Origin of the sequence: Vibrio jasicida 090810c, assembly GCF_002887615.1 — a bacterium.
Lineage (GTDB): Bacteria > Pseudomonadota > Gammaproteobacteria > Enterobacterales > Vibrionaceae > Vibrio > Vibrio jasicida.
The window spans coordinates 1044615-1066035 of the sequence record NZ_CP025792.1 but is presented as its reverse complement, the minus strand read 5'-3'; the positions used below and the strand labels follow the sequence as shown (position 1 = coordinate 1066035).

The following is a 21421-nucleotide window of genomic DNA, read 5'->3' as shown; positions in this document are numbered from 1 at the left end:
ATGCGGAGAACAACACCAATGAAAAAGCTGCATTGGCGACGCCGTTCGCTTTTTCCTAACAACATTGTGACGCAAAGGAAGGTCACTGTATTGCAGAGAGGCGCAAGATACGAAGGTTTAACCCAATCATCGCAAGTGCCCAATGTTGTTAATGTCAATCACCGACAACTGCTTAGTGAAGACGTTCTGAGTTCAGAACAATTGTCTTTGCTACAACGTTTGCTTGACCGCAATGTCGTTGATTGCTTATGTGCAAGCCAAGTGGTGAAAACCTATCAAAGGTTTGGTACCTCTTTAGACCGGTTTGCCATGCGCCTCTTTCTCGAGGTGGGTGGGCAACTGAGTGATAATCACGTGTTGAGCTCTTTTGAGCAAAGGCTGGATTACATTAACAGCCGATTAGGGTTTCGCTTCAATTTGGCGTCACCTAAAACGCTGATTCTTTCAATGTATTTAACCCTGAATGAGTGGGTGAACCGAAAGACAGATCAGGCGGTGTTGCATGACACCATCAAGCTTGAGCAGTTGATTAATCAGCTGAGTATTCAGAAAGACTACTGGTTGAGACTGTCGACAGAAGAAAGCAGTGCGATTTTTGCAGAGCAGCAGTTAGCACTGATCCAGAGCCAGCAGAGTGAACTGTATGAGCAGCTGGATGTTCTTAATGAACAACAAAATCAGGCAGTCGAATCTCACCGAGCGATGGTAGAGGAGTGGAAGCCAACGCTTGATAAGCTCAAAGGTTTATCTCAGTACGGTGAGACCTCAGATAAGTTTATCTCCGAATGGAAAGTCTGGTGTGGCGAAGCTCGAGTGCAAGCGCCGGAACTCAACGACGTGTGGGACGCTTGTGACCTTGTGTACAGCGACTTAAATGCGGTTGCGAAGATTTGGCAGTGGTTTCAAGACATGCACACTGTTGGCAATGTGGATCACTACTATTTTGATATTCAGAGTAACCAGTGCGGTCAAGCTTGTAACCATCTCAGCCAGATTTAAATAGAGCTAAATATGTTAGATCAAATGATGAAATCCCTCGCGGCAACGCTTGGGGTTGGGGATTTTATTGCCTCAAATAATGGTTCCTACGATATTGAAGTCGACCAGATGCTGCTTAACATTCGGCAGCATTCATCATGGGTCTTGTGGGAAACCGTGCTCCCATTTCAGTTTGAACAGCACCTCGATTACCAAAAAGAGCAGACGCTCAAACATTGTATGCAGCTCTCTTTGAAGACACTGCGCGACACGAGCAGCACACTGACGGTGAATGATAACGAGCAGTTGATTGTGCAAGGAAAGATGAATATGGAAAGCGTTACCACAGAAGCATTATGCGCCCAGCTCTCCCAGCATGTGAATTTGGTGGAGCAGTTTAGTGGTGTGCTAGAGCACCAACGCGTTAACCATACCGTCAGCCACAGTATTTGGATTCCATAATGCTTGCCGTTTTACAAAAACAACTACGCCGACTTGTTTGGTCTGTTGCATGTACTTTGAGTTTGTTGACGGCATTGCCTTTACACGCATCAGAGTTGAATTGGCCTGATCAGCCGTTTCGTTACTATGCCGACAATGACTCTTTAAAAGAACTATTGAATAACTTTGGCGCTAACTATCGCGTTTCGGTGTCGGTCAGTGACAAGGTAAACGATCGAGTCAGTGGCCGATTTACGCCAGAAGACCCAGCCGAGTTTCTTGATTATCTAGCACAGGTCTACAACCTGATGTGGTATTTCGATGGCGCGGTGTTGCATGTGTACAAAGCGACGGAAACCCGTTCACGACTGTTACAGCTTGAACTTCTTACTGCCCGTGAGCTACGAAGTACTCTGATATCAACAGGGATTTGGGACTCTCGTTACGGTTGGCGTGCGGCAGAGAACAAAGGGCTGGTTTACTTGGCGGGGCCACCTAGATACGTTGATTTGGTTGTGCAAACGGCCGAAGCGCTGGAAAGCCGATTGGTTCAAAAGTCGAACTCTACCGATGAACTGTTTGTTGAAATTATTCCTTTGAAATATGCCTCAGCGACGGACAGAGAAATCACTTATCGCGATCAAGCGGTGACGGTGCCGGGCATTGCATCGGTATTAAGCCGAGTATTGTCGGGCGTTCAAACTCAGATCAAGGCAACCAAAGAGAGTGAAGAAGCGGACATCAATACGGCTGCAACCACGACGAAGAATGTTTCTGTACACGGCGGTGCGTCGGTTGAAGCAGAGCCAGGTTTAAACGCCATCATAGTGCGTGATACGCAAGCGCGTCTGCCTTTGTACCGCAAGTTAGTCGCTCAGTTGGATCAGCCACAGTCACGAATTGAAGTGGCACTCTCTATTGTCGATATCAGCGCGAACGATTTGAGCCAACTGGGTGTGGATTGGCGAGCGGGTATCGAGGTCGGTAACAACAGTATTTTAGACATCAAAACCACAGGTGACGTTGATGGTGGTGATGTGACGTTAGGTAGCGGGCAGACTTTTAAGTCACTGCTTGATGCGACCAACTTAAACTACTTGTTGGCTCAAATTCGTTTGTTGGAATCTCAAGGTAGCGCTCAAGTCGTGTCTCGACCGACTTTGCTAACTCAAGAAAACGTTGAAGCGGTCCTAAACAACAGCAGTACGTTCTACGTCAAGTTGATCGGTAAAGAAACTGCAGCGCTTGAAGAAGTGACCTACGGTACCTTACTGCGAATCGTCCCACGCATTGTTGGAGATAGATTTGTTGAAAGACCTGAAATCAACCTGAGTTTGCATCTTGAAGATGGTGCGCAAATTCCAGATGGCGGTGTTGATGATGTGCCATCTATCCGAAAAACAGAGATCAGCACGTTAGCGACCGTGAAGCAAGGTCAGAGCCTACTCATCGGTGGTGTATACCGTGATGAAATCAGTCATCAACTGCGTAAAGTGCCTTTGTTAGGGGACATCCCATACCTTGGTGCCTTGTTCAGAAGTACGACCGATACCACCAGAAGAACGGTGCGCATGTTCATTATTGAGCCGAGAATTGTTGTCGATGGCATTGGCGACAACGTGCTTATCGGTAATGAGTATGACTTGAGGCCGAAGCTCGGCACCTTGAACAATATTTCAAATAACAGTGTAGATCTGAAATCGGCACTCGCGCTCTACAGCTGTACATCTCAAGTACAAGCGGAGCGTTATCAACAAGATCTATTGTCACAGGGCAAATCTTCGCTGTTATCACAATGCGAGCTGCCTTCAGGGCAGAAAGGATGGCGAGTGCAAATCAAAGAGTGTGATGGCTCAGAGAATCATTGCATTCGACCATTAGAGGAGCAATAGCCTCAATGCAGCAATGGAAAATTCGTATTCTCTCTGGTGTTCATGCCGGAGTAGAGGTGACCTTACCCAATGATTCATTGGTGTTGGGGAGCGATGACTTTACCGCCGACCTTGTGTTGACCGATTCGGACATCAAGGCGAGTCACCTTGTATTGGTATGCGATGGCGATACCGTCTTACTGCGTGATTGTAATGAGGTTTCGATCAATAACGAGAGCGTTACCGTTGACGCTAATGGGATTGAATTATCACGCAACGCCTTGGTTTCGGTTGGCCGATTAACGTTTGCGGTAGGGCATCTTGAAGACGACTTGGCGATCGATATCACGACGGAAGCCGCGGATAAACAAGCGACACCGGTCAGTCATAAACCGTCATCAGGTTGGAAGAGAACAGTCTTGATCGGCTTGATGTGCAGCCTGATCCCAAGCGTGATATTTGCCGGTGTTTGGTATAGCCAAATCCGAGCCAGCGACAGCGATGCCATCACGGAAGCGGAGCCCATCGTTTTAGTGCGCAATATTCTGAGCGAATTGAAGCTCGATGATGTGCGGGTTGAATGGAATGCCACGGCAAGGCAAGCAGTACTGGAAGGGTACGTCGAGGATAGAACCGCAAAACTGCAACTGTTGGGAAGAATTGACGCACTAGGGATCAACTACAAAAGTGACCTGCGAACCATGGAAGAGATTCGTCGCGGCGTGCGCTTTATCTTGCGTAACCTCGGTTATCACCAAGTCAAAGTTGAGAATGGTGAAGAGACCGGCACGCTGCTCTTAACGGGGTACATTGATGACGCGAGCCGTTGGAGCCAAGTCGAGCAGATATTAGAACGCGATGTCCCGGGACTGGTCGCTTGGAAGGTTGAACTGCAAAGAGCGGGCGCCTATATGGATACGCTCAAAGCCTTGCTTGAAAAAGCAGAGTTACTAAAGAAAGTTCAGTTAGTAACAAGTGGCGATCGTATTGAAGTGCGCGGTGAGTTGGACGATATCGAGACCACTCGCTTTTATGGCGTAACGAGGGATTTCCGTGAGCAGTATGGCGAGAAACCTTATTTGGTTTTGAAGTCCATTCCTAAAGTAAGCAAGGGAACCAACATCGATTTTCCGTTTCGTAGCGTGAATTTCGGCCAAGTCCCTTATGTGATTCTTACGGACAATGTTCGTTACATGGTTGGGGCTCGCACCCCTCAAGGGTATCGCATTTCTAGCGTCACCCCATCAGGAATAGAGCTGGTGAAAGGCGGGCGAGTGATCACGATCGATCTAGGGTATGAAGGTGGAAATACCAATGACAAATCTTGAACAACTACTACAAAGCGACTCAGGGCAGGAACAGAAAGAGGCCATTGTCCTCAAGTTCAAGCAAGCGCAATCTGCAGTTAAGCGCCAGCTCGATCTTGGCTGTGCCCCCCATGAATATCAGTTGCTACTCAAACAGCATGAAGCCTATCAAGCGGCCCTAGCTGTGATTGAAACTGTCGAATGCAATAAATAACCAAGAGGCGATACCTATGTCATTTTACGATGCGAGTAACAGTGTTTATCTCGATGATGTTAAAGCGAAACTAGAAGAACAAGCAAAAGCGGCGAATGAAGCCGTGAATGAAGCGATCAAAAACCTAGAAACGAACGCTGATGACCCATCAAAGCTGGCTGAATTGCAGCACACCATCAACAAATGGTCGGTGGTTTACAACATCAACGCGACCACCACTCGTGCTATCAAGGATGTGATGCAGTCGATTCTGCAGAAGGTGTAAGTTATGGAAAAAGACATGCGTTTGCTGCTGGCCGAAACGGCTTTGATGGCAACCGGTATGCATCGCCACGAAGAGGCAGAGACGATTGCGTCTTGCCTCGAATCCCAAGGGGATACCGAAGAAGTTGTGGCAATGATTCGTTCTATGAGTTTGATGAATCGTGGTCGCTACGAAGAGGCGCATCGCTTGCTTGAACCTGTGTGCGTGAACTCTCCTAACTTAGTCTGTTTAGCAGCTTTGGCGGCGGGTAAAGCAGGGTTAGCGAGCAAAGCAGAATCTTGGCTGGCGATGGCTTCAAAAGGCAGTGAAGAAAGCCAAGCCTTTGCAACGAGCTTCTCTCAGGATATCAGGAACCTTTAATGAAGGTTGAAAACAACTCGCTCAACTATGTGCTCAGTCAGGTTCAGCAGCCAACCAAAGTTGATCCGCACGAGGCAAACAAGATGAGCCGTTTGATGAGTGAAAGTGCATCAGACTACAGTGCATCAGAAAGCAATTCATCAAACAAGAGCGCATCGCCAGTGCAAAAAAGCACGGACATCGTCTCTCAGTCTGAGGCCAAAGTGACGGCAATTAAAGAGTGGTATGAAGCGCTCAAGAGTTCCGGAAACTTTAGCTCAACGGCACTTAGCCGCTCACTTGAAGGAGCGCTTACTTCTCCAAGCGAGCAGAAAGAGGCGTTGTGGTATGCGCTTAGCCAGGAAAGAAGCGTAAAAGGCACCGATAAAGCGTCTCCAGAATTACTGGCTTCACTCGAACAAGAGTTACTGGGCAGCTTTTCTGGACGTTTGCTCGCCGATCCTCCAAAAGACCGTGATGAGCTAAAAGTGCTGCTGTCTGAGCATTTCCCTCTGGGGGCGCAAAAGGAACAAGCACTTTGGCATAGCTGGGCCGAGTTGAAAGACATTCCTGATCAAGAGCCATTGTTAGACATGGTTCGGGAAGAGTTGAGCTTTGTTATACAAATCAACTCAATGGTCAAAAACATGCTGACTTACAGCCACAAACTAGAGCTCTCATAGGAACGCAGATGATCAATACGCAGTACACCGAAGTCATGCAGACGAATCTAGAGCAAGTGCAAGATGCGCAAGCTCAGGATGGGCTTAGCGAACGTTTCGAGCAAGCGATGTTGGCCCCGGAAGGAAACAATGGTTTAGAAGGTGGTTTGTTAGAAAACATAAGCGAACTGAAAAATACCATCGATAACGCAAAAAGCAGTTTAACCGACAGTATGAAAATGGTGGGTGACGATCCTGCTCAGCTTTTGCAAATGCAATGGGCGTTGACTCGAATTACCTTTCAAGAGGAACTGATCGCCAAGACGGTAGGTAAAACGACGCAAAACGTAGAAACACTGTTAAAGGCACAGTAGTTACAATGAAGTCAGTCATCACAAGAAAAACAATGCGTGCAGTAAGCATGTTACTGGTTCTATTTTTGGTGGGTTGTCAGACCGAACTTTACACCGGTGTAAGCCAGAAAGAAGGCAACGAAATGTTGTCAATCTTACTTTCTGAAGGCGTCGTCGCCACCAAAGAACCGGATAAAGACAACACTGTCAAGCTGATGGTAGATAACGCACAAATTGCGTTTGCGGTTGATGCGCTTAAGCGCAAAGGTTACCCAAGAGAGCAGTTCTCGACACTTAAAGAAGTCTTCCCGAAAGACGATCTGATTTCGTCTCCGCTTGCCGAGCGAGCGAGACTTATTTACGCGAAATCGCAAGAGCTGTCGTCCACATTGTCACAAATTGATGGGGTGTTGGTTGCTCGCGTTCACGTGGTACTTGAAGACCAAAATCTTCGTCCTGGTGAGCGCCCAACGCCAGCATCGGCATCTGTGTTTATCAAGCATGCTGCGGATGTCGCGTTGGACTCTTATGTCCCTCAAATTAAGCTGTTAGTAAACAACAGTATCGAAGGGTTGAACTACGATCGTATTAGCGTGGTGATGGTGCCATCTTCGGAAGTTCGCGTGACGTCTCAAGGTAATCAATTCGAAAGCATTCTGTCGATTCAAGTGACCAAAGACACCGCAAGCCATCTGATTGCTATCCTTGTTTTCTTGGTACTACTGATCATTGGCTCTAACGCAGCAACGTTTGCTTGGTGCCGCAGGAACGTGAAACGTGGTTAATTCCGAAACGCCAGTTTCCCAAATTCAGCATCAGTTTAACTATTGCCCTTGCAGTTATATTGACGAAAGTTGGGTAATGGAAAAACAGCCTTGGTTGTTAAAACTCCAAGGCTGGAGAGACCAAGCGGCCATCAATCAGTGGTGTATTGAAGACTGGGCGTTGTCGCCAATTACGGATCATGCTTTTAATCATCCATACAACAGTCTGGCTTTACTGCCTGTAGAGGCAACAAATCGACTGCTGTTGATGATTGGCGGAATCATGCATTGCCAAGCGATGCGCCAAGTGGTGCTAAAGCAACCTAAACAATGTCTTAATCAGGTCTTTGGAGTGGATGAAACGCGTTTTTTGATCCAACAAGGACCGATGATGATTTCCAACTGGCCCAGCGGTTGGCAAAAGCCACTGCCAACCAGCCTTGACGAAAAAAGCTTTGAAAAGACAGCCCGAGAGCTGGGGTATTTATGGGTCACGTTCTTACTGGCAAAGTCACCATCAGAGCTAGTGCAACGATGGCAGTTTAAGCTCGATCGTCAACTGACGCTGACGGATCGCAGTGCTGATTGGTTGGATGACGCGCATCGTGATCTCGCATATCGACTTATCAAGAAAATCGCAAAACAGGTAATTCCTCAATGGTTTCATTTGTTGAAATAAAAACCGACAACTTGCAATTGGCGCCGGGCTTAAAAGTGCTCAAAGCAAAAGACTATGTGAGTTACTTAGATTCGCAGCATTTGGTTGAGGCGGCGCACTCAAAAGCAGAAAGTATCATTGCGAAAGCGGACGAAGCCTATGAGCTAGAGAGGCAGCGAGGTTATCAGGACGGCATCGATCAAGCGAAGATCGAGAACGCCGAAACCATGCTGGCAACACTTGCTCGATGCAACGAGTACTATTTGCAGGTCGAGCAAAAAATGACAGGCGTTGTGCTCGATGCCGTCAGAAAGATCATCAACAGCTTTGATGATGTGGATACCACTGCAAGTGTCGTGAGAGAGGCGCTCCAGCTCGTCAGTAACCAAAAGCAAGTGATTCTGCACGTACACCCAGAGCAGGTTACTGAAGTGCGGGAGAAGGTTTCCTCCATACTCAGTGATTTCCCTGAAGTGGGGTACGTTGAAGTCATTGCTGATGCACGTTTAAAAAACGGCGGTTGCATATTGGAGACCGAGGTCGGTATTATTGATGCGAGCATCGACGGGCAGCTACAAGCACTCAAGAATGCCATCACCAAGCAATTGAGCGAACGCCAGCAGATACAGCCATAACTCGTTTATTTTTGTTCCCCGTAAGTCCAGCCATGCTGGGCTTTTTTATTTTCAGTGGCTGGCTATTTCTAGATTCAGCATCAATTTCCTCTCACTAGCATTCAACTGAAAGCCGTGAGCGCTAGCCGATAAAAGGCGCCCTAAAAACTTCTGACCAAAAGTGATATATGGCGAATGCCCTTACGCTTATCGTTTTGATTACTCAATACGAAAAGGGGTCCTCGCAATGAACAAAGAAGAAATCATAAACAACTGGCTATCCGACTTATCTGGCGGGCAATGGCAGCTTTTGAATGGTCAATGCAACTTAGTTGGCGAAGATGGCATGCATTACGCCACGATTTTCAATTATGAAAACCGCATGGTGGTCATGTTCCCTTTGTCACCAGCCAAGCAGCCTGAGGGGGGAATATCACCTTCCAAACTGCTGGCGCTGAATTCTCACCCCGATGTTGTCGGCATTGCGTCGTTCTCGTTAGCCTCTGACAACGCCACTGTTGTACTCAACTTTGCATTGCCGGATGAGTCTGTGGTGAATAGCGATCTCAATGTCTTTTGGCAAAATGCACTCAGTTTACGCAGTGCCTTGTTTGATGCGATCACTGAATCCACTGCGGGGTGATCGATGCAAACAACGATTCGAACAGACGGCGCGGCAAGTACTGCGGCTTTGCTGTCCTCACAGCAGACACTAAGCGCGGCAAGCACCGCGGCTAATACCTCTTTAAGTCAGGTTTCATCGGTCTCCGTTTCCTTAGTCGGCAATCAACCGCCGCTGAACACGCAACCAGTCCCGATGCCACCATTGCGTCAGGCCGAGGAAGAGTTTAATCACGCCATCATGCGTGCTGCCCAGTATGAAGGTAGCATTGAAAATTTAGTCCGAGACAAGGTAAATGCGCAGTTTCCAACAACCTCTGACGCGGTGAAAAACCAGATAGTCGCTCAGTCGGTGGAAAAGATTGCAGAAGCTAACCAAGCATTTGAGTTTAACCATTTGGGCAATGACCTGCTGCAGAGCCCTGCCGTTGAGTACATGTCTCAATCGTTTTTGCGTCGGATCCTAGAAAACGTAGCGATCGCTCAAGCGAAAGATCCTTCAGTGCCAGTAGCAAAGAAAAATGAAGACGCTGGCATCGGTTTTCTGGACGGCTGGAGTGATGATGACGTTAAGTGGGCAGAACAGCTCAACAGCGTACTCAAGGACCCTAAAGCCAATGCTCGGGTACTGACTACATTAGCTTATAGCCATTTGAGGGTATTTCGTGATCCTTCACGACTTAAGATGATGGGCGATGCTGTGAATCAGCCGCTGCTGAATGCTAAGGAAGCAAACCAAAGGCTGAACATTTTCCACTTACACGGTGAAGGGGCGCAGCCAGAGATCTCGACGCCGACCACCACCCAGCCCCACGGTTGGGCATGGCTTAAGTATGCCGATTGGAATACAAGTGAAGTGCTCGGCAAAAAAACTGGCAATGACTTTATCGGCAGTCGTCAAAATGGCGATCCTCACAAAGGGACCGGATTCAAGTTTCAAGGAATGCAGGAGGCTATGAAGCCTGCGGCTTATCACAATGACGCCGTTGCTTTAAAAGAGCGTCCAGAACATGAGTCCGGCTATGGTGGTTTCGTTATCAATGACAAAACGTTAACCACGATTGGCGACGATAAACCAACCTCGGTCAACTGGCGCCAACAAAACATGGATAAGAAGTTACCTATGTTTGCGGGGCCATCCAGTACCACCTCTTTTATGTACGAAGTGGCACGCCTTCTCAAAATGCCTGCTTCTGAAGCGCAAGCCTTTCGAGCCTTGCTGTTGGGGTGGATGATTCAGCCGCGTGATCACAGTTTTACAGAGATCATGGGAGCACTGGATGCTTATGCAATGGAGCACAATGACCACGGTGCTGCGACAGTAGACAGTGATGGCATGATGGCGTGGCAAGCACGTGAGACGGGCAATTGGCTTGGTGCTTACGAGGGGCTGATAACCCAAGACATCGACTTACCCGGTATGGATGCCAAGACAATCACACTAAATGGACAAGAGGTTCATCTACCCGCGATTGAACCGGTGAAAATGAGTGTCGAAGAGTTCGATCAATCTGTGACTCAAGGGAAAGGCTACCCATCACAATATGCTGGGAGTGAGTATCTTGATGTACTGGCGCAGGCAGCGCAGAGTGATCAAGCAGCAGACGATACCTTTGGCCTAGCTTCAGAGAAAATTCACTACGCTCCGCAAAATATGAATGACTTGAAGTTATACAATACCGAGCAGCGAACCATGCCGGAATTGCCTGAGCGAAAACCGTCAGGGCAACCATTTATCGATGGTGTTAAAGCGGAAGCATTAGGCAACTGGTTGGAGGGTAAGTCTCCTGCGCAATACCAACAGCTTCTCAGTAATGCTGCGTCTTTGTTGGCGGAATCTTCACAGGAAGGATCGCTAAGTAATGTTTTTCGTTACGGTGAGCGTAATGACGTGTGGGAAACCTTTCGCACGGTAGATAAGTCGAACATGCTTGATGCTCAGTTGGTGCTAAAAAACAAACCCGATCATCAAGATGCGTTGGGCTTTTTACAGGATGTCGCGAGTAGCAAAGCCACACCAGCTGAACGCCAACAAGCGGTATTAGAAGCCATTGGTGATGATGCAAATAACCAAGCGACGCTGATTAACGCGATGCTGCTGGCGACGACTCGATTCTATACAGGGAATGGCGCAAATATTATCAACCCAGGCTACGGCGATTTTGCTCCACCCAAGAACGAGAGTGAAATGGAGATGCGTCTTCAATCGTTCCTAAAACGTAATCAATACACAAGTTCTGCTGAGCGAGCGCAGGCGAAGAAGGAGTATCGCCAGAACGTGGATATGTTACAGGCTGCGATAGACTCTCCAATGTTTGAACGATACTCCGGTAAAGTCTGGCATGGCTGTCACACCAGTGTTGCCGATGCGGCGTTAGAGAAGGGAACCGGTTTTCAGTTTCCTGGCTTTATGAGTACAACGCGTGCTCCAGACGTGGCACAAAGTTATATGGCGAAAGGTGCGCTTTTGGTCATTAACCCGGCGCCAGACCTTGGGGTGAATATTGAACCCATCAGTAATGCGGAAGGTGAGAGAGAAATCTTGGTTCCTGCAGGGATGTCTTTTACTGTGGAACAAAGCTATACCTTACACCTGGAGAAAGGTTACCCGCCTTCAGCCAATACGGTGATGAAAAAGCGAATTTACGATGCAGAAGTGGCTACGGGGAGCCGCAAACCTCATGTGACCATACGCATAACGACGCCAGAGATGGATAAAGCGGGCCTAAGTGGTCAAAGCGATCCAAAAGGAGAGGCAGAGCTTGCTGACCTGATTGATCATATCAAGAAAAATCCCTCGACCATGGAAGAGCAAACCAAGGTTGTGGTACTGAGCCGAGAGTCCAGTGCACCAAGCGTCAATACCGCGAATGCGGATAAAGCGGCAACAGAAGCCTTTAAACCAATGTACTCTGGTGGCTTTGTTTAGCCAAATGCTCAACCACTTAAGTAAGTCTATTCAACTCGAGGTCTCTCAACAGTTTTAGCTTGCTTGAGACTGAAACAGTAAAGCTCAGCACACCATGCTGAGCTTTTTTCTATTCTCATCATGTGTCTTATCATAAACGGCTTAAAATGAAAAAAAGCCGACCATTTCTAGCATATTCCCCCATCCGAATTCAGCATAATCACTCCATCAGCCAATACTCTGTTCTTATCTAAACCGCAGAGATGTAAATATAAAAATAGGAATGTAAACCAGATGGTCAACGGATTTATATCGACCCTTCTAAACGACTTTGCAAAGCGTTGCCAAATAGAAACGCTGGAATTTGATGAAGAAGGCTGTTGTCGCTTAATTATTGATAACGAAGTGGCGATTACACTTCGAACAAATGAAGAGAAGCTGACGCTTATTGGCTTAATTTCCGGTGAGAAACCACATCCCGATGTTTATTTTCAACACATGAAGGCGGCATTAACCAAAGATGAGCCCTACGTATGTTGGGATGAAGATGCTGGTTACATCGGCTTTATTCACATTCATCAAACGATGTTAACTGAGACATATTTTGAAGCGTCGATTGTTCAGCTTGTGGACTGGCTAAAACAGTCAGCAACGGCTCAAGAGCCAGCTACGCAAGAACAAACACAGACAATAGATGCGGCTCAATTTGCCACACTAAGGGTATAAATGATGATTAGTTTTGGAAACGTAAGTGCGCTACAAGCCGCAATGCCGCAAACGCGAAATGATATTCTTAATGAAGGCAAACTCAATGTTGGTGGCAAGGAATATAAGGTCGATGCAGATACTCAGCAGTTTGTTCGTTCAAACCCAAGTAATAGTGCAGTCGCTCGATTCTTTGAAGCAACGGGTAAGCTATTTAGAGAAGGCAACACAGACTCAGTAGCGAAAGCGATTACGAAATCGGTATTCGATAATGAACTTGGACAAGCTCAGCGCTTGCAAACCAGTTCTTCTGTTGAGCACGGTCAAATGCTGTTTAAAGATGCCAGCCTTAAAACGCCGGCCGATGTGTTAAATGCCTTTAGCCGACTTGATGCTCAGGCGATTAAGTCAGACAGTGGTGAACTTAACCAATTGGCTGAGCGCGCGATGTCAGAAGCGCTATTGGATACGAAATCAGGACAGGACTTGAAGTCACAAATTGGTGAGGGTTCAACAAAAGCATTAGCTGGCAAAGTTGTTAAAGCTTTTGGTGGCGGTGCGATGGGCGTGAAGAACAACCCAAATACCGCGATGGGCTTGGAAGTTGTATTTGAAACCGAGGTTAAGAACTTAAAAGCGGCACAAGCACATATTGAAGGTTTGGCAAACACAGATTTGAGTTCGGGTGTTTATGCCGATTCGCTAGCAGAAGAGAAATTCAATAAAACGGGCACGACGAACAATCTTGAACGCGCGGCGGCTTGGATCATTAACGCATCGACTTCGAAAGGAAACGATGCTGATAATATTACCGCGCTTCTTAAAGAATACGCGGCCAATGATAAAGACTTGCTGAACATGGATAACTTAAAAGAGCTTCATGCGCGAGCGGTGCCGAATATTGAAAGAGATTACCGAGGCCCAGCGACGGCTGGTGGCGCACTTCCATCAAGCATTGGTGGTGAAGGCATGCTAAAACAGCACATAGAGGGCTTTTTGAAAGAAAACTCAGTGGCAGATAAAGACCTTGGAAAACAGTTGTTTGCTGGTGTGATTGGCTACCATGGCTTTACGGATGGTAACGGTCGTATGGGACGTATGCTGTATGCGATTGCTGAGCTGAGAAATGATGCATTTACGCCTCTCGCTTTAAGCGCAGAGCTTAGCCTTCACGGGATTAAGTAAATATCCAGACCATATTTAGAGCGACGAAAGTCGCTCTTTTTCGTTGTGAGTTCTATATATTAACATTGAAGTGTGAAACCGAAGTAATAAGTTTTTTCATTAATAGTTTTGATGTTTTATCCTTGGATTAATCAATTAATATTATTGGCGGATTCTTAGCTTTAAATAGCTTGCTTAAACTACTTTTGATATTTATTCCACTTGCTTTTACTCAAGTATTTATTTCTATTATTTTGTGCAGTAGTTCACGAGAGGTAATGGAAAACAACAAAATAAAAGCTAATTTCGACATCGCAAACTTTCTATTTACGTTTTACTAGAGAGAGTAAATAGAGGAGTTGCAATGAATACACTACAAGTTCTATTAAATGAGTTTTGTGAGATAAATGAGCTACCGCCACTTAACTTTTCTGAAGAGGGTCGCTGTCAGTTATTAGTTGATGACCGTTACGTGATTTACTTTATCGCAACAGATAACAACGATCTTATTCTATCCGTGGCTTTTGGCGGACTCGAAAGAAGTGGTGAACTGAGGGTGAAAGGCCTTGAGCTTCTGGCTCATGCTAATTATTTCTCCATTGCTGAAGGGGGCCTAACCCTGTCGCTGGCTCCAAATGGCAGGCAGCTTGTTCTCGCGGGCAGGAAGCCAATAGAGCACTTAGATGCCGCGAGTTTGTCAACTTGGTTCCATGCGCTCAATGAGCAAGCTCAGCTCTGGCAAGCCCGATTTGCGATGCTAGACCAAGACATCACTCCATTACCCAACACACAGCTATCTCACGTACAGACCCTTCGAGTCTAAGGAGTTCATCCATGGTAAATCCAACGAATAAAATCAGCCAAAGCCCGGTTCCTAACTTAGACCAATTTCGTTCTGTTGCGGCGCAAAAAGATGACCGAGTGATCAGCAAGCGTGGCAAGGTAAAAGAGCCGTCGACTTTCCATAAAGGGCAAAAATTTGCAGCAGTGAGTGAACATTTGCTGCGCTCAAAATACCCAAAGTACTTTCAAGAAAATATTAAGACTCATCTTGATTTAAAGCAGGCGTTATTAAAACAAGAAAAGCCAGAGACGGCACTGTTAGCTTTTTCCCTTGTCAGCCCATCAGGGTACCGAGGTGAACCACTAACGGAACGAAAGATCCTTGAAGTAGTGAACTTGTTGGAAGAGGTTAAGATTGACGGTAGCGCTTATGAAAACCTCAAAGGTACGTTTGATTCGATCAGTCACGATCCTCGCTTACAAGTGAGCATCGAAAATCAATATCCAGGAAAAATGGACGGCTTTGGGGCAGAGTTGCTTGAGATGGCAAAAGATAAGCTCAAAGGCACTGGTGTGAATGCGGCGATTAACCTTGCCTTGCCGGGCGTTGGATTGCTGGTGGCGACAGGTCGTGAGTTGCACAAAGCAGCGGTAAATGGCGATGCAGAGGCTTACCATCATCAATTGGATCAAATTGCGCAACTGCCCGGTCGTGATCAGAGACTTGCTTTGCCGATGCAACAAGCCTTAGCACACGGACACGCCACCTTGTCGACTGAAGGTGCTGTTACAGCAACATTAGGGATGGCTACAGGCAGCCTTGGTGCTTTTGGAGTAAACTCTGTGGGGACGGCGGGTGTGCTTCCTGTTGCAAAAGAAGCATTGGGCAGTGCTGCGGCATCAGGCTTAATCAGTGGTTCTGGTTTTGTGGCAGGTCAAGCGGGCTCGTATGGTTTGAATAACGAAGCTCAAGAGGTGTTTCGTCAAGATCCCATGTCTGGTGTGCTACCACGTATCGAAGTGTCTAACAGCAAAGGAGACTTTACCTTTAGTATGCAAGATTCCGCGTCAGTACGTGCTTTGATGGCGTATTTAGGCCCAAAAGAGGACAAGTCGATGACGTCTCCTCAAGCGCCGAAAGAAGCACAGGAAATGGAAACAGCGCGCTTAACGCTCAAGAAGATGCTGGGCTCTGAAGCCAGTGAACACTTGGTGCCAGATGTCGATCCTATGCTTAAACTGAGTGTGGAAGATGCTCCAAGTCAAACTGAATCCGTGGCGAATGGTGCGTTTAAGAAACTGCTTAGTGAAGATTGGGACTGGTTGATGCCAGCCGTCCGAGCCATTGATCAAGGTAAGGCACAGGACATCAATAAGACCTTGACCTACAAACTGCCTCTCGATGCAGAAAACGGACGAGTGTACTTGGATAAAAGCCCGAACCTGAGTGAAGGGCAATTATCAGCGTTAGAGAAGCTAGGCTCACCAAGCCAGTTAAGATTGATGTACTTAGCAGAAGGCTGGGTTTAATCCGTTGAGTTTAAAAGAAAGCTCGCGGCTAAATCATAGTTAAGAAGAAAAGCAAAAGGGAGCGTAAGCTCCCTTTGTGTTCAGTTAAATTCCTTAAAAACAGTGCCAATGCCTGTTCCTATAAAGACAAAATAAATCCGTTTCCCGTTATTCCTCTGACTGCTCAAGAGACGCAACCCAACGCAGGATCTCGGCGGTGGCTTCAATAAGATCGCCAGGAATGTATTGGTTTAATTGACCATCGGCATAAAGGGCACGTGCGAGCGGCACTTTTTGCATCACAGGGATGCCTTCTTCGTGGGCTATCGCGATCATACGTTTCGCCATCGCATCGGTTTCTTTAAGGGTTATCACAGGCAGCGGTGTTTCGCCCTTTTTGTAGTACAAACCAATAGCGATGTGGGTTGGGTTCGTGACCAACACATTCGAACGTTTAACGTTATCTCTTTGGTTCGAAGCTTGCAGCTCTTGGTGTAACTGACGACGCTTACTCTTGATTTCCGGGCTGCCCTCCATCTCTTTATATTCGCGTTTAACTTCGTCTTTAGTCATCTTTAGTTGCTTGGTGTGGTCGAACTTTTGGTAAGCGTAATCGGCAGCTGCAATCACAATAAAGCCGACGGAAGAGATGATCATGAGTTGTTTCACCAATACGCCGGTGATGGTCGGTACACACTCTAATCCGCATGTCGGGATTTGCAGTAGCGTGTTTAAGTTGCCTTTCAGTGTTACCCAAATGATGCAGGAAAGGAGCGAGACTTTAAGAATTGACTTAATAAACTCAATGATGCTCTTTAGCGAGAAAATTCGTTTCGCCCCTTCGACGGGGTTGATCTTTTTGATATCTGGTTTGACGGATTCACCACTAAATAGCAAGCCGAATTGCCCCATGTTCGACATGATGGCAATCAATGCCGCCACGATCAGGATCGGTGCCAGTAGGTAGACCATTTCTTTGGCAATAGCGATGGCTACGTCAAGCAACGCATCCTGAAACCCTTGATAAGCCAACTCACTCGGTAACAAAAGTAGGGCAGAGATGTGCGACATATAGTAGTCAGCAAAGGCAAATAAGACGGCAATTAGGGCTAGGATTAACGCCGATGAGACGACTTCCTGACTTTTGGCGACTTGCCCTTTTTGCCGGGCATCCCGAAGTTTTTTCGGGGTGGGGAGTTCCGTTTTTTCTCCGCTCATTGCTCTTCCTGTCTGTTATTACCAAATGGTATTGAGCTGTTCTCTGAACAGTACGATTTCAGAGAAAAGGGCTTGAAAGTGGTCCATCATCAATGCCAAATAAACAGTCAATAGCACGCTGGCAATGGCACTTTTGATCGGCATGGCTAAAGAGAAAACGTTCAGCTGTGGGGCGAATCGGCTAATCAGCGCGAGTCCAAACTCGGCAAGGAACATGGCTAAAACCAAAGGCGCAGACATCAAAACGCCAAGCCACATAAGTTGCTCGAACTGAGCGTAGAAAAAGTGCACCCATTCCTCAGTGACGGTTGGGAAAAAGCTAATCACAGGCCACGACGCATAGCTGTTAAACAGCGCATAAATAAAAGCGACAAAGCCACCACCGGAGAAGAACAAGGTGATCAGAGTTTGAGTCAATAGCACGGCCGTTGGCGTTGACTGAGAGCCGAGAGTGGGGTTAAACATACTTGCCATCGCAGCACCACGTTGGTTATCCACCAAAAAGCCTGCTGCCTCAATAGCCCAAAAAGGGATTGCTGCAACAAAGCCAATCAGCATACCCAATAACACCTCTTTGCCTAAGATGACCATCAACCAAATCCCATCCGTTTCTGTGGGCAGGTCTTGTTGGTTGATCATTGGGAAGATAAACAGTGCAAGCGAGCACAAAACACCATTTCTTACCAAGGTGCCACCCAGCATTTGCTTGTTTAAGATCGGCAAAAATATAAAGCAAGCCATTAACCTAGGGAGCGTCAAGCTGTATAGGAGCAGGGCTTGGTGCAAATCATCGTAACTCATCGTATTTGCGGGATTTTATCCAAGGTCAACGTGGCAAATGAATGCAGCTCGGCGCCCAGCCATTGTGTGGTAACAAATAGGGTAATGATGACGGCGATCAGTTTGACGACAAAGCCTAACGTCTGTTCTTGTACTTGTGTTAGCGCTTGGACAAGAGAGACCAAGGTACCGACAAGTGCCGCAACCAAAATCGGCGGCAGTGACAAGAACAGAACAAGCGTTAGAGCCTGAGTGGTGAAGTGGATGATTTCAGCCGGATTCATGCTTCTCTCCTCATTATCCGTAACTGAGCACTAGGCCATGGGTCAACTTGGTCCAACCGTCTAGCAACACAAAGAGCAACAACTTGAATGGCAGTGAGATGGTCATTGGCGAGACCATCATCATGCCCATTGCCAGCAAGATGTTGGATACGATCAGATCGATAGCGATGAATGGCAGGTACAACAAGAAGCCAATCTCAAACGCTCTAGTTAGCTCACTCACGGTAAAAGCGGGGAGCAACAACAATAAGCTGTCTGACTCTAAACGGTCGACGTACTTTTGTGGCCACAAGGTTCTTGCCGCATCGGTAAAAAAGACCGATTCAGTTTCACGGATGTGCTTTTTTAAAAACTCACGATACGGCTGCAATCCACTTTCGATTAAACCTTCGATGCTCTCTGAATCTTCAAGTGAGATTTCGTGCTGGGTCACGTAGTCATAGGTTTCAAACCCTACAGGCGCCATGATGAAGATCGACAGAATGATCGCCAATCCGTACAAGGCCATATTGGGTGGAATCTGTTGTACACCTAGTGCATTTCTTAGCAGAGAGAAAACCACGGCCAGTTTAACGAAGGAGGTCGCCATCATTGCAATGAAAGGAACCAGAGCAAGAAGGGCAAGTGTGACGATGAGGTTCAGTTCATCAGGTAACTGGATCATGCTGGCTCCTGACTGCCGCCAAACAGTTCGAGCACGCGCACACCCAAGCGTTCATTGATGTTCACAAGCTCGCATTCCCCAATGATTTTTCCGTTTGCTCGCATGGTGACTGGGTTAGAAATTGGTTGGTTAAGCTCAAAGGTAAACCCTGGTTGCAGTGCGTTAAGTTGTTCTAAAGTAATGGTTTGCTGACCAACATCGAAAGTCAGTTCAATTGGCAATTGCTGGTGGTCGGTAAGTGCTTCAGAGCTGTTGATATCGTTCATATTGGTTTCTTTTTTTTGGATATGGAGTGTCGTATTGTCGAGTTGGCATCGCCAAAGGTTCTGATTCGAGACCTGAAGCAGCACTTGGTGTTGCGCGATGTAGCAATCATCGAAAAACACCACATCGCCCAGTGCCAGTTGCTCAAATTGACTGAGCGCCAAACGCGTTTTGCCAAAGCTCAACCAGAAGGGCAGTGCGATGTTTTGGCTCAGGTAAGAGGGCGCTTGTGGCAGAGTGTCAATCAACACATCTCGACCCTCATTGACCCACAGGCTAAGAGAGACATCATTGCGATTGATGGTGAGCATCAACACGTTTTCTTCTTGTGTAGGCTGCTCATGAACTTGCAACTTGCTCAATACCGGAAGTTGTCCAAATAAGCGCTTAATCACGTCGGTGTAGGGCTCAATTTGGCTACTGATCAGCGCCAATTGCAATGAGTTTGGCAGTGATTCAAATGCCGTCGAGTCAAGAATGCCATGTAACCATTGCTGTAATTGCGCACCGCTGAAATCGATTTGAATGGTTTGCCCACCAATGAGTAGCGTTAAACGATAGCCAGAAAACTCCGGTTTTTGGCAAAGCGTGACCGATAAGCTATTGCTCTGACTATCTTGAAAGTGGCACTGTTTTGCGCACAGTTGATTGCTCAGCGCGATGCTTGAAGGTTCGACCTTTGGGAAATCTAATATCATCATTCGTCCTCAGGCTTCCATTCATCGTAAATGCTGCGTTGTTGTCGTGAGCGTTGTTGGTCTTGTTGTTGGTTCATCTGTTCGCTGACGGCGATCCGAATCGGTTGGTCGATGCCTAAACGTTGCAGACGCTCGGTCAACTCTTGCTTAGCCGTTTGGTTGATCAGCGAAAGAGCGTGCTCTTGCTTAATCAGCACGCTGTAGCCAGAACTGTCCTGCTTGATGGAGATCTCGCCGCCTTTTAATTGGCCTTCATTAAGAAGCAGGCGAACTTCTTTTTCGTTTGCTGAAGGAAGAGACACGTAGATCTTGTCGACTAACTTATTAATCAATTCATTTACGTTTTGAGCTCTGTTTTGGGGCGCGTGTGTCTCTACGTTTTTAAGGATGATGTCGCCTTGCGCTGTCGATTGGCTTAGGTTGGCCGTCGGGTGAAACTTAGCGTCCGACTCTGAACTTGGATGACGCAGTTCGATGTGCTTCACCGGCTTAACCTTCTCTTCAAGCGCGGCCAATGCGGCTTTCGAATCGACAATTTTCGAGTCCACAATAGCAGCAGCGTCTTTTGCCGCAGGGTCGAGTTTATGAGCTGCTGCATCTAACTTATGCAGTTGGCCTTGCAGCACACTCTGCACGGTTGATGGCTCAGCTTTGTTCCGCAGATTGGCTTGGTCAGTCTGAATCGGTAATACCTGATCCTTTAGAGCGTTAGGCAAGCTGGTCATCGGTATTTTAGGATCACGAGACGAACCATTATCTAATGGTGCCGTGCTTACCGAGCTGACTTGCTTATTGTTCGAGTCTTTTTCTGCCGCAGAGTTAAAAGCCAACGGCTGTGATTTATCCGTTTCTTTACTTCCTATCGACTGCTCGATTAGAGGGTGTGGTTTTACGGGTTTGCCAGTATCTGAATGTGGCTCTTTCGCAGGGCGCTCTGAAGCCTCGCTATGGCTCTCTTCGTTTTTATCTTTGTTGTCCATTACCTGCACGGTTTCTCTTTCTGAGAGATCGTGACTTGGCTTTTCTAGATGCAGACCTGCGTCTGACTTCTCATTAGTAGGTTGATCTTTCAAGTTTTCAGGGTGCTCTTGGCCACCCTCGATCTGCTCTTTCCCCGCCTCAGGAATAGCACTGCTGACCTTGCCTTTTTGCTTCATGCTATCGAGTTTATCTGCGTTCAATACAGCAGCGAATAAGCGAGAGGTCTCTGACTCATGTTCGCTCTCTGCTTGCGTTGGCTTAAGTGCATTATTAAAGCGAGATTCGAGCTCTTCTGAGATTTGGTTGACTGGCCTCTGTTGAACTTGTTGCGGACGTTCAGTTGTGTTTGGATGATCGTTTTTGACTCGCATCTTTA

At 47.1% G+C, this 21421-nt stretch carries 24 protein-coding genes; 18 read left to right on the top strand and 6 right to left on the bottom strand.

Going from position 1 to position 21421, the window contains the following annotated elements; genetic code table 11:
• Positions 1-18 precede the first annotated feature (18 nt).
• The 18 genes from C1S73_RS05015 (at position 19) to C1S73_RS04930 (ending at position 16177) form a co-directional block, all read left to right on the top strand.
• Positions 19-999, top strand: a complete 981-nt coding sequence (locus tag C1S73_RS05015; RefSeq protein ID WP_038866853.1) for a T3SS regulon anti-activator ExsD domain-containing protein — start codon at positions 19-21, stop codon at positions 997-999.
• Between the two features lie 12 nt (positions 1000-1011).
• Positions 1012-1440, top strand: a complete 429-nt coding sequence (locus tag C1S73_RS05010) for a YscB family type III secretion system chaperone (RefSeq protein ID WP_038866855.1) — start codon at positions 1012-1014, stop codon at positions 1438-1440.
• Entirely contained in the window at positions 1440-3311 is a 1872-nt protein-coding gene (gene sctC, locus C1S73_RS05005) for a type III secretion system outer membrane ring subunit SctC (protein WP_038866857.1), read from the top strand. The genes C1S73_RS05010 and sctC overlap by 1 nt, the downstream gene beginning before the upstream one ends.
• Positions 3312-3316: 5 nt before the next feature.
• Positions 3317-4618, top strand: a complete 1302-nt coding sequence (gene sctD / locus C1S73_RS05000; protein WP_038866858.1) for a type III secretion system inner membrane ring subunit SctD — start codon at positions 3317-3319, stop codon at positions 4616-4618.
• Entirely contained in the window at positions 4605-4811 is a 207-nt protein-coding gene (locus tag C1S73_RS04995) for an EscE/YscE/SsaE family type III secretion system needle protein co-chaperone (RefSeq protein WP_005426287.1), read from the top strand. Before sctD ends, C1S73_RS04995 begins: the two co-directional genes overlap by 14 nt.
• Positions 4812-4827: 16 nt before the next feature.
• Entirely contained in the window at positions 4828-5076 is a 249-nt protein-coding gene (sctF, locus tag C1S73_RS04990; RefSeq protein ID WP_005426103.1) for a type III secretion system needle filament subunit SctF, read from the top strand.
• Between the two features lie 3 nt (positions 5077-5079).
• Positions 5080-5436 (top strand): YscG family type III secretion system chaperone, encoded by a 357-nt coding sequence (locus C1S73_RS04985; RefSeq protein WP_038866859.1) that lies wholly within the window; start codon positions 5080-5082, stop codon positions 5434-5436.
• Positions 5436-6098, top strand: coding sequence for a YopR family T3SS polymerization control protein (locus C1S73_RS04980; RefSeq protein ID WP_038866861.1), 663 nt, complete (start codon positions 5436-5438; stop codon positions 6096-6098). The genes C1S73_RS04985 and C1S73_RS04980 overlap by 1 nt, the downstream gene beginning before the upstream one ends.
• A gap of 8 nt (positions 6099-6106) precedes the next feature.
• A complete protein-coding gene (sctI, locus tag C1S73_RS04975; RefSeq protein ID WP_005426285.1) occupies positions 6107-6451 on the top strand; it encodes a type III secretion system inner rod subunit SctI in 345 nt (114 codons plus the stop codon).
• Between the two features lie 32 nt (positions 6452-6483).
• On the top strand, positions 6484-7215 hold the full coding sequence (gene sctJ, locus C1S73_RS04970) for a type III secretion system inner membrane ring lipoprotein SctJ (RefSeq protein ID WP_010646247.1): 732 nt from the start codon (positions 6484-6486) through the stop codon (positions 7213-7215).
• Complete coding sequence (gene vscK / locus C1S73_RS04965) at positions 7208-7873, top strand: SctK family type III secretion system sorting platform protein VscK (RefSeq protein ID WP_038866862.1); 666 nt, start codon at positions 7208-7210, stop codon at positions 7871-7873. Before sctJ ends, vscK begins: the two co-directional genes overlap by 8 nt.
• Positions 7852-8487, top strand: a complete 636-nt coding sequence (locus C1S73_RS04960) for an HrpE/YscL family type III secretion apparatus protein (RefSeq protein WP_038866865.1) — start codon at positions 7852-7854, stop codon at positions 8485-8487. The genes vscK and C1S73_RS04960 overlap by 22 nt, the downstream gene beginning before the upstream one ends.
• A gap of 226 nt (positions 8488-8713) precedes the next feature.
• Positions 8714-9109, top strand: coding sequence for a hypothetical protein (locus tag C1S73_RS04955; RefSeq protein WP_038866867.1), 396 nt, complete (start codon positions 8714-8716; stop codon positions 9107-9109).
• A 3-nt stretch (positions 9110-9112) separates the two neighbouring features.
• A complete protein-coding gene (locus C1S73_RS04950; RefSeq protein ID WP_038866868.1) occupies positions 9113-12016 on the top strand; it encodes an ADP-ribosyltransferase in 2904 nt (967 codons plus the stop codon).
• Between the two features lie 273 nt (positions 12017-12289).
• Positions 12290-12721: a CesT family type III secretion system chaperone gene (locus C1S73_RS04945; RefSeq protein WP_038866869.1), complete on the top strand. Its 432-nt coding sequence runs from the start codon at positions 12290-12292 to the stop codon at positions 12719-12721.
• A gap of 3 nt (positions 12722-12724) precedes the next feature.
• Positions 12725-13885: a VopS family T3SS effector adenosine monophosphate-protein transferase gene (locus C1S73_RS04940; protein ID WP_038867157.1), complete on the top strand. Its 1161-nt coding sequence runs from the start codon at positions 12725-12727 to the stop codon at positions 13883-13885.
• Between the two features lie 343 nt (positions 13886-14228).
• Complete coding sequence (locus C1S73_RS04935; RefSeq protein WP_038866872.1) at positions 14229-14687, top strand: CesT family type III secretion system chaperone; 459 nt, start codon at positions 14229-14231, stop codon at positions 14685-14687.
• An 11-nt stretch (positions 14688-14698) separates the two neighbouring features.
• The gene (locus C1S73_RS04930; RefSeq protein ID WP_038866874.1) at positions 14699-16177 is read left to right on the top strand and encodes a hypothetical protein; all 1479 of its coding nucleotides are present in this window, start codon (positions 14699-14701) and stop codon (positions 16175-16177) included.
• Positions 16178-16324: 147 nt separating this feature from the next.
• Here the strand turns inward: C1S73_RS04930 and sctU are convergent, their stop codons facing one another.
• Genes sctU through C1S73_RS04900 form a run of 6 tightly spaced genes read right to left on the bottom strand, consistent with a single transcriptional unit; the run spans position 16325 to position 21416 of the window.
• Positions 16325-17374, bottom strand: coding sequence for a type III secretion system export apparatus subunit SctU (sctU, locus tag C1S73_RS04925; protein WP_038866876.1), 1050 nt, complete (start codon positions 17372-17374; stop codon positions 16325-16327).
• Between the two features lie 18 nt (positions 17375-17392).
• The gene (gene sctT, locus C1S73_RS04920) at positions 17393-18175 is read right to left on the bottom strand and encodes a type III secretion system export apparatus subunit SctT (protein WP_038866880.1); all 783 of its coding nucleotides are present in this window, start codon (positions 18173-18175) and stop codon (positions 17393-17395) included.
• Positions 18172-18438 carry a SctS family type III secretion system export apparatus subunit VscS gene (gene vscS, locus C1S73_RS04915; protein WP_005426136.1) on the bottom strand — a complete coding sequence of 89 codons (267 nt, stop codon included), beginning with the start codon at positions 18436-18438 and terminating at the stop codon, positions 18172-18174. The genes sctT and vscS overlap by 4 nt, the downstream gene beginning before the upstream one ends.
• A 13-nt stretch (positions 18439-18451) precedes the next feature.
• On the bottom strand, positions 18452-19102 hold the full coding sequence (gene vscR, locus C1S73_RS04910) for a SctR family type III secretion system export apparatus subunit VscR (RefSeq protein WP_038866882.1): 651 nt from the start codon (positions 19100-19102) through the stop codon (positions 18452-18454).
• A complete protein-coding gene (gene sctQ, locus C1S73_RS04905) occupies positions 19099-20064 on the bottom strand; it encodes a type III secretion system cytoplasmic ring protein SctQ (protein WP_038867158.1) in 966 nt (321 codons plus the stop codon). Before sctQ ends, vscR begins: the two co-directional genes overlap by 4 nt.
• Entirely contained in the window at positions 20064-21416 is a 1353-nt protein-coding gene (locus tag C1S73_RS04900) for a type III secretion system needle length determinant (protein WP_038866885.1), read from the bottom strand. The genes sctQ and C1S73_RS04900 overlap by 1 nt, the downstream gene beginning before the upstream one ends.
• Positions 21417-21421: the final 5 nt, after the last annotated feature.

Coding starts and splice junctions, on each gene's coding strand:
- C1S73_RS05015 (WP_038866853.1), top strand. CDS start 19: ATGAAAAAGCTGCATTGGCGACGCCGTTCGCTTTTTCCTAACAACATT.
- C1S73_RS05010 (WP_038866855.1), top strand. CDS start 1,012: ATGTTAGATCAAATGATGAAATCCCTCGCGGCAACGCTTGGGGTTGGG.
- sctC (WP_038866857.1), top strand. CDS start 1,440: ATGCTTGCCGTTTTACAAAAACAACTACGCCGACTTGTTTGGTCTGTT.
- sctD (WP_038866858.1), top strand. CDS start 3,317: ATGCAGCAATGGAAAATTCGTATTCTCTCTGGTGTTCATGCCGGAGTA.
- C1S73_RS04995 (WP_005426287.1), top strand. CDS start 4,605: ATGACAAATCTTGAACAACTACTACAAAGCGACTCAGGGCAGGAACAG.
- sctF (WP_005426103.1), top strand. CDS start 4,828: ATGTCATTTTACGATGCGAGTAACAGTGTTTATCTCGATGATGTTAAA.
- C1S73_RS04985 (WP_038866859.1), top strand. CDS start 5,080: ATGGAAAAAGACATGCGTTTGCTGCTGGCCGAAACGGCTTTGATGGCA.
- C1S73_RS04980 (WP_038866861.1), top strand. CDS start 5,436: ATGAAGGTTGAAAACAACTCGCTCAACTATGTGCTCAGTCAGGTTCAG.
- sctI (WP_005426285.1), top strand. CDS start 6,107: ATGATCAATACGCAGTACACCGAAGTCATGCAGACGAATCTAGAGCAA.
- sctJ (WP_010646247.1), top strand. CDS start 6,484: ATGCGTGCAGTAAGCATGTTACTGGTTCTATTTTTGGTGGGTTGTCAG.
- C1S73_RS04960 (WP_038866865.1), top strand. CDS start 7,852: ATGGTTTCATTTGTTGAAATAAAAACCGACAACTTGCAATTGGCGCCG.
- C1S73_RS04955 (WP_038866867.1), top strand. CDS start 8,714: ATGAACAAAGAAGAAATCATAAACAACTGGCTATCCGACTTATCTGGC.
- C1S73_RS04950 (WP_038866868.1), top strand. CDS start 9,113: ATGCAAACAACGATTCGAACAGACGGCGCGGCAAGTACTGCGGCTTTG.
- C1S73_RS04945 (WP_038866869.1), top strand. CDS start 12,290: ATGGTCAACGGATTTATATCGACCCTTCTAAACGACTTTGCAAAGCGT.
- C1S73_RS04940 (WP_038867157.1), top strand. CDS start 12,725: ATGATTAGTTTTGGAAACGTAAGTGCGCTACAAGCCGCAATGCCGCAA.
- C1S73_RS04935 (WP_038866872.1), top strand. CDS start 14,229: ATGAATACACTACAAGTTCTATTAAATGAGTTTTGTGAGATAAATGAG.
- C1S73_RS04930 (WP_038866874.1), top strand. CDS start 14,699: ATGGTAAATCCAACGAATAAAATCAGCCAAAGCCCGGTTCCTAACTTA.
- sctU (WP_038866876.1), bottom strand. CDS start 17,374: ATGAGCGGAGAAAAAACGGAACTCCCCACCCCGAAAAAACTTCGGGAT.
- sctT (WP_038866880.1), bottom strand. CDS start 18,175: ATGAGTTACGATGATTTGCACCAAGCCCTGCTCCTATACAGCTTGACG.
- vscS (WP_005426136.1), bottom strand. CDS start 18,438: ATGAATCCGGCTGAAATCATCCACTTCACCACTCAGGCTCTAACGCTT.
- vscR (WP_038866882.1), bottom strand. CDS start 19,102: ATGATCCAGTTACCTGATGAACTGAACCTCATCGTCACACTTGCCCTT.
- sctQ (WP_038867158.1), bottom strand. CDS start 20,064: ATGATATTAGATTTCCCAAAGGTCGAACCTTCAAGCATCGCGCTGAGC.
- C1S73_RS04900 (WP_038866885.1), bottom strand. CDS start 21,416: ATGCGAGTCAAAAACGATCATCCAAACACAACTGAACGTCCGCAACAA.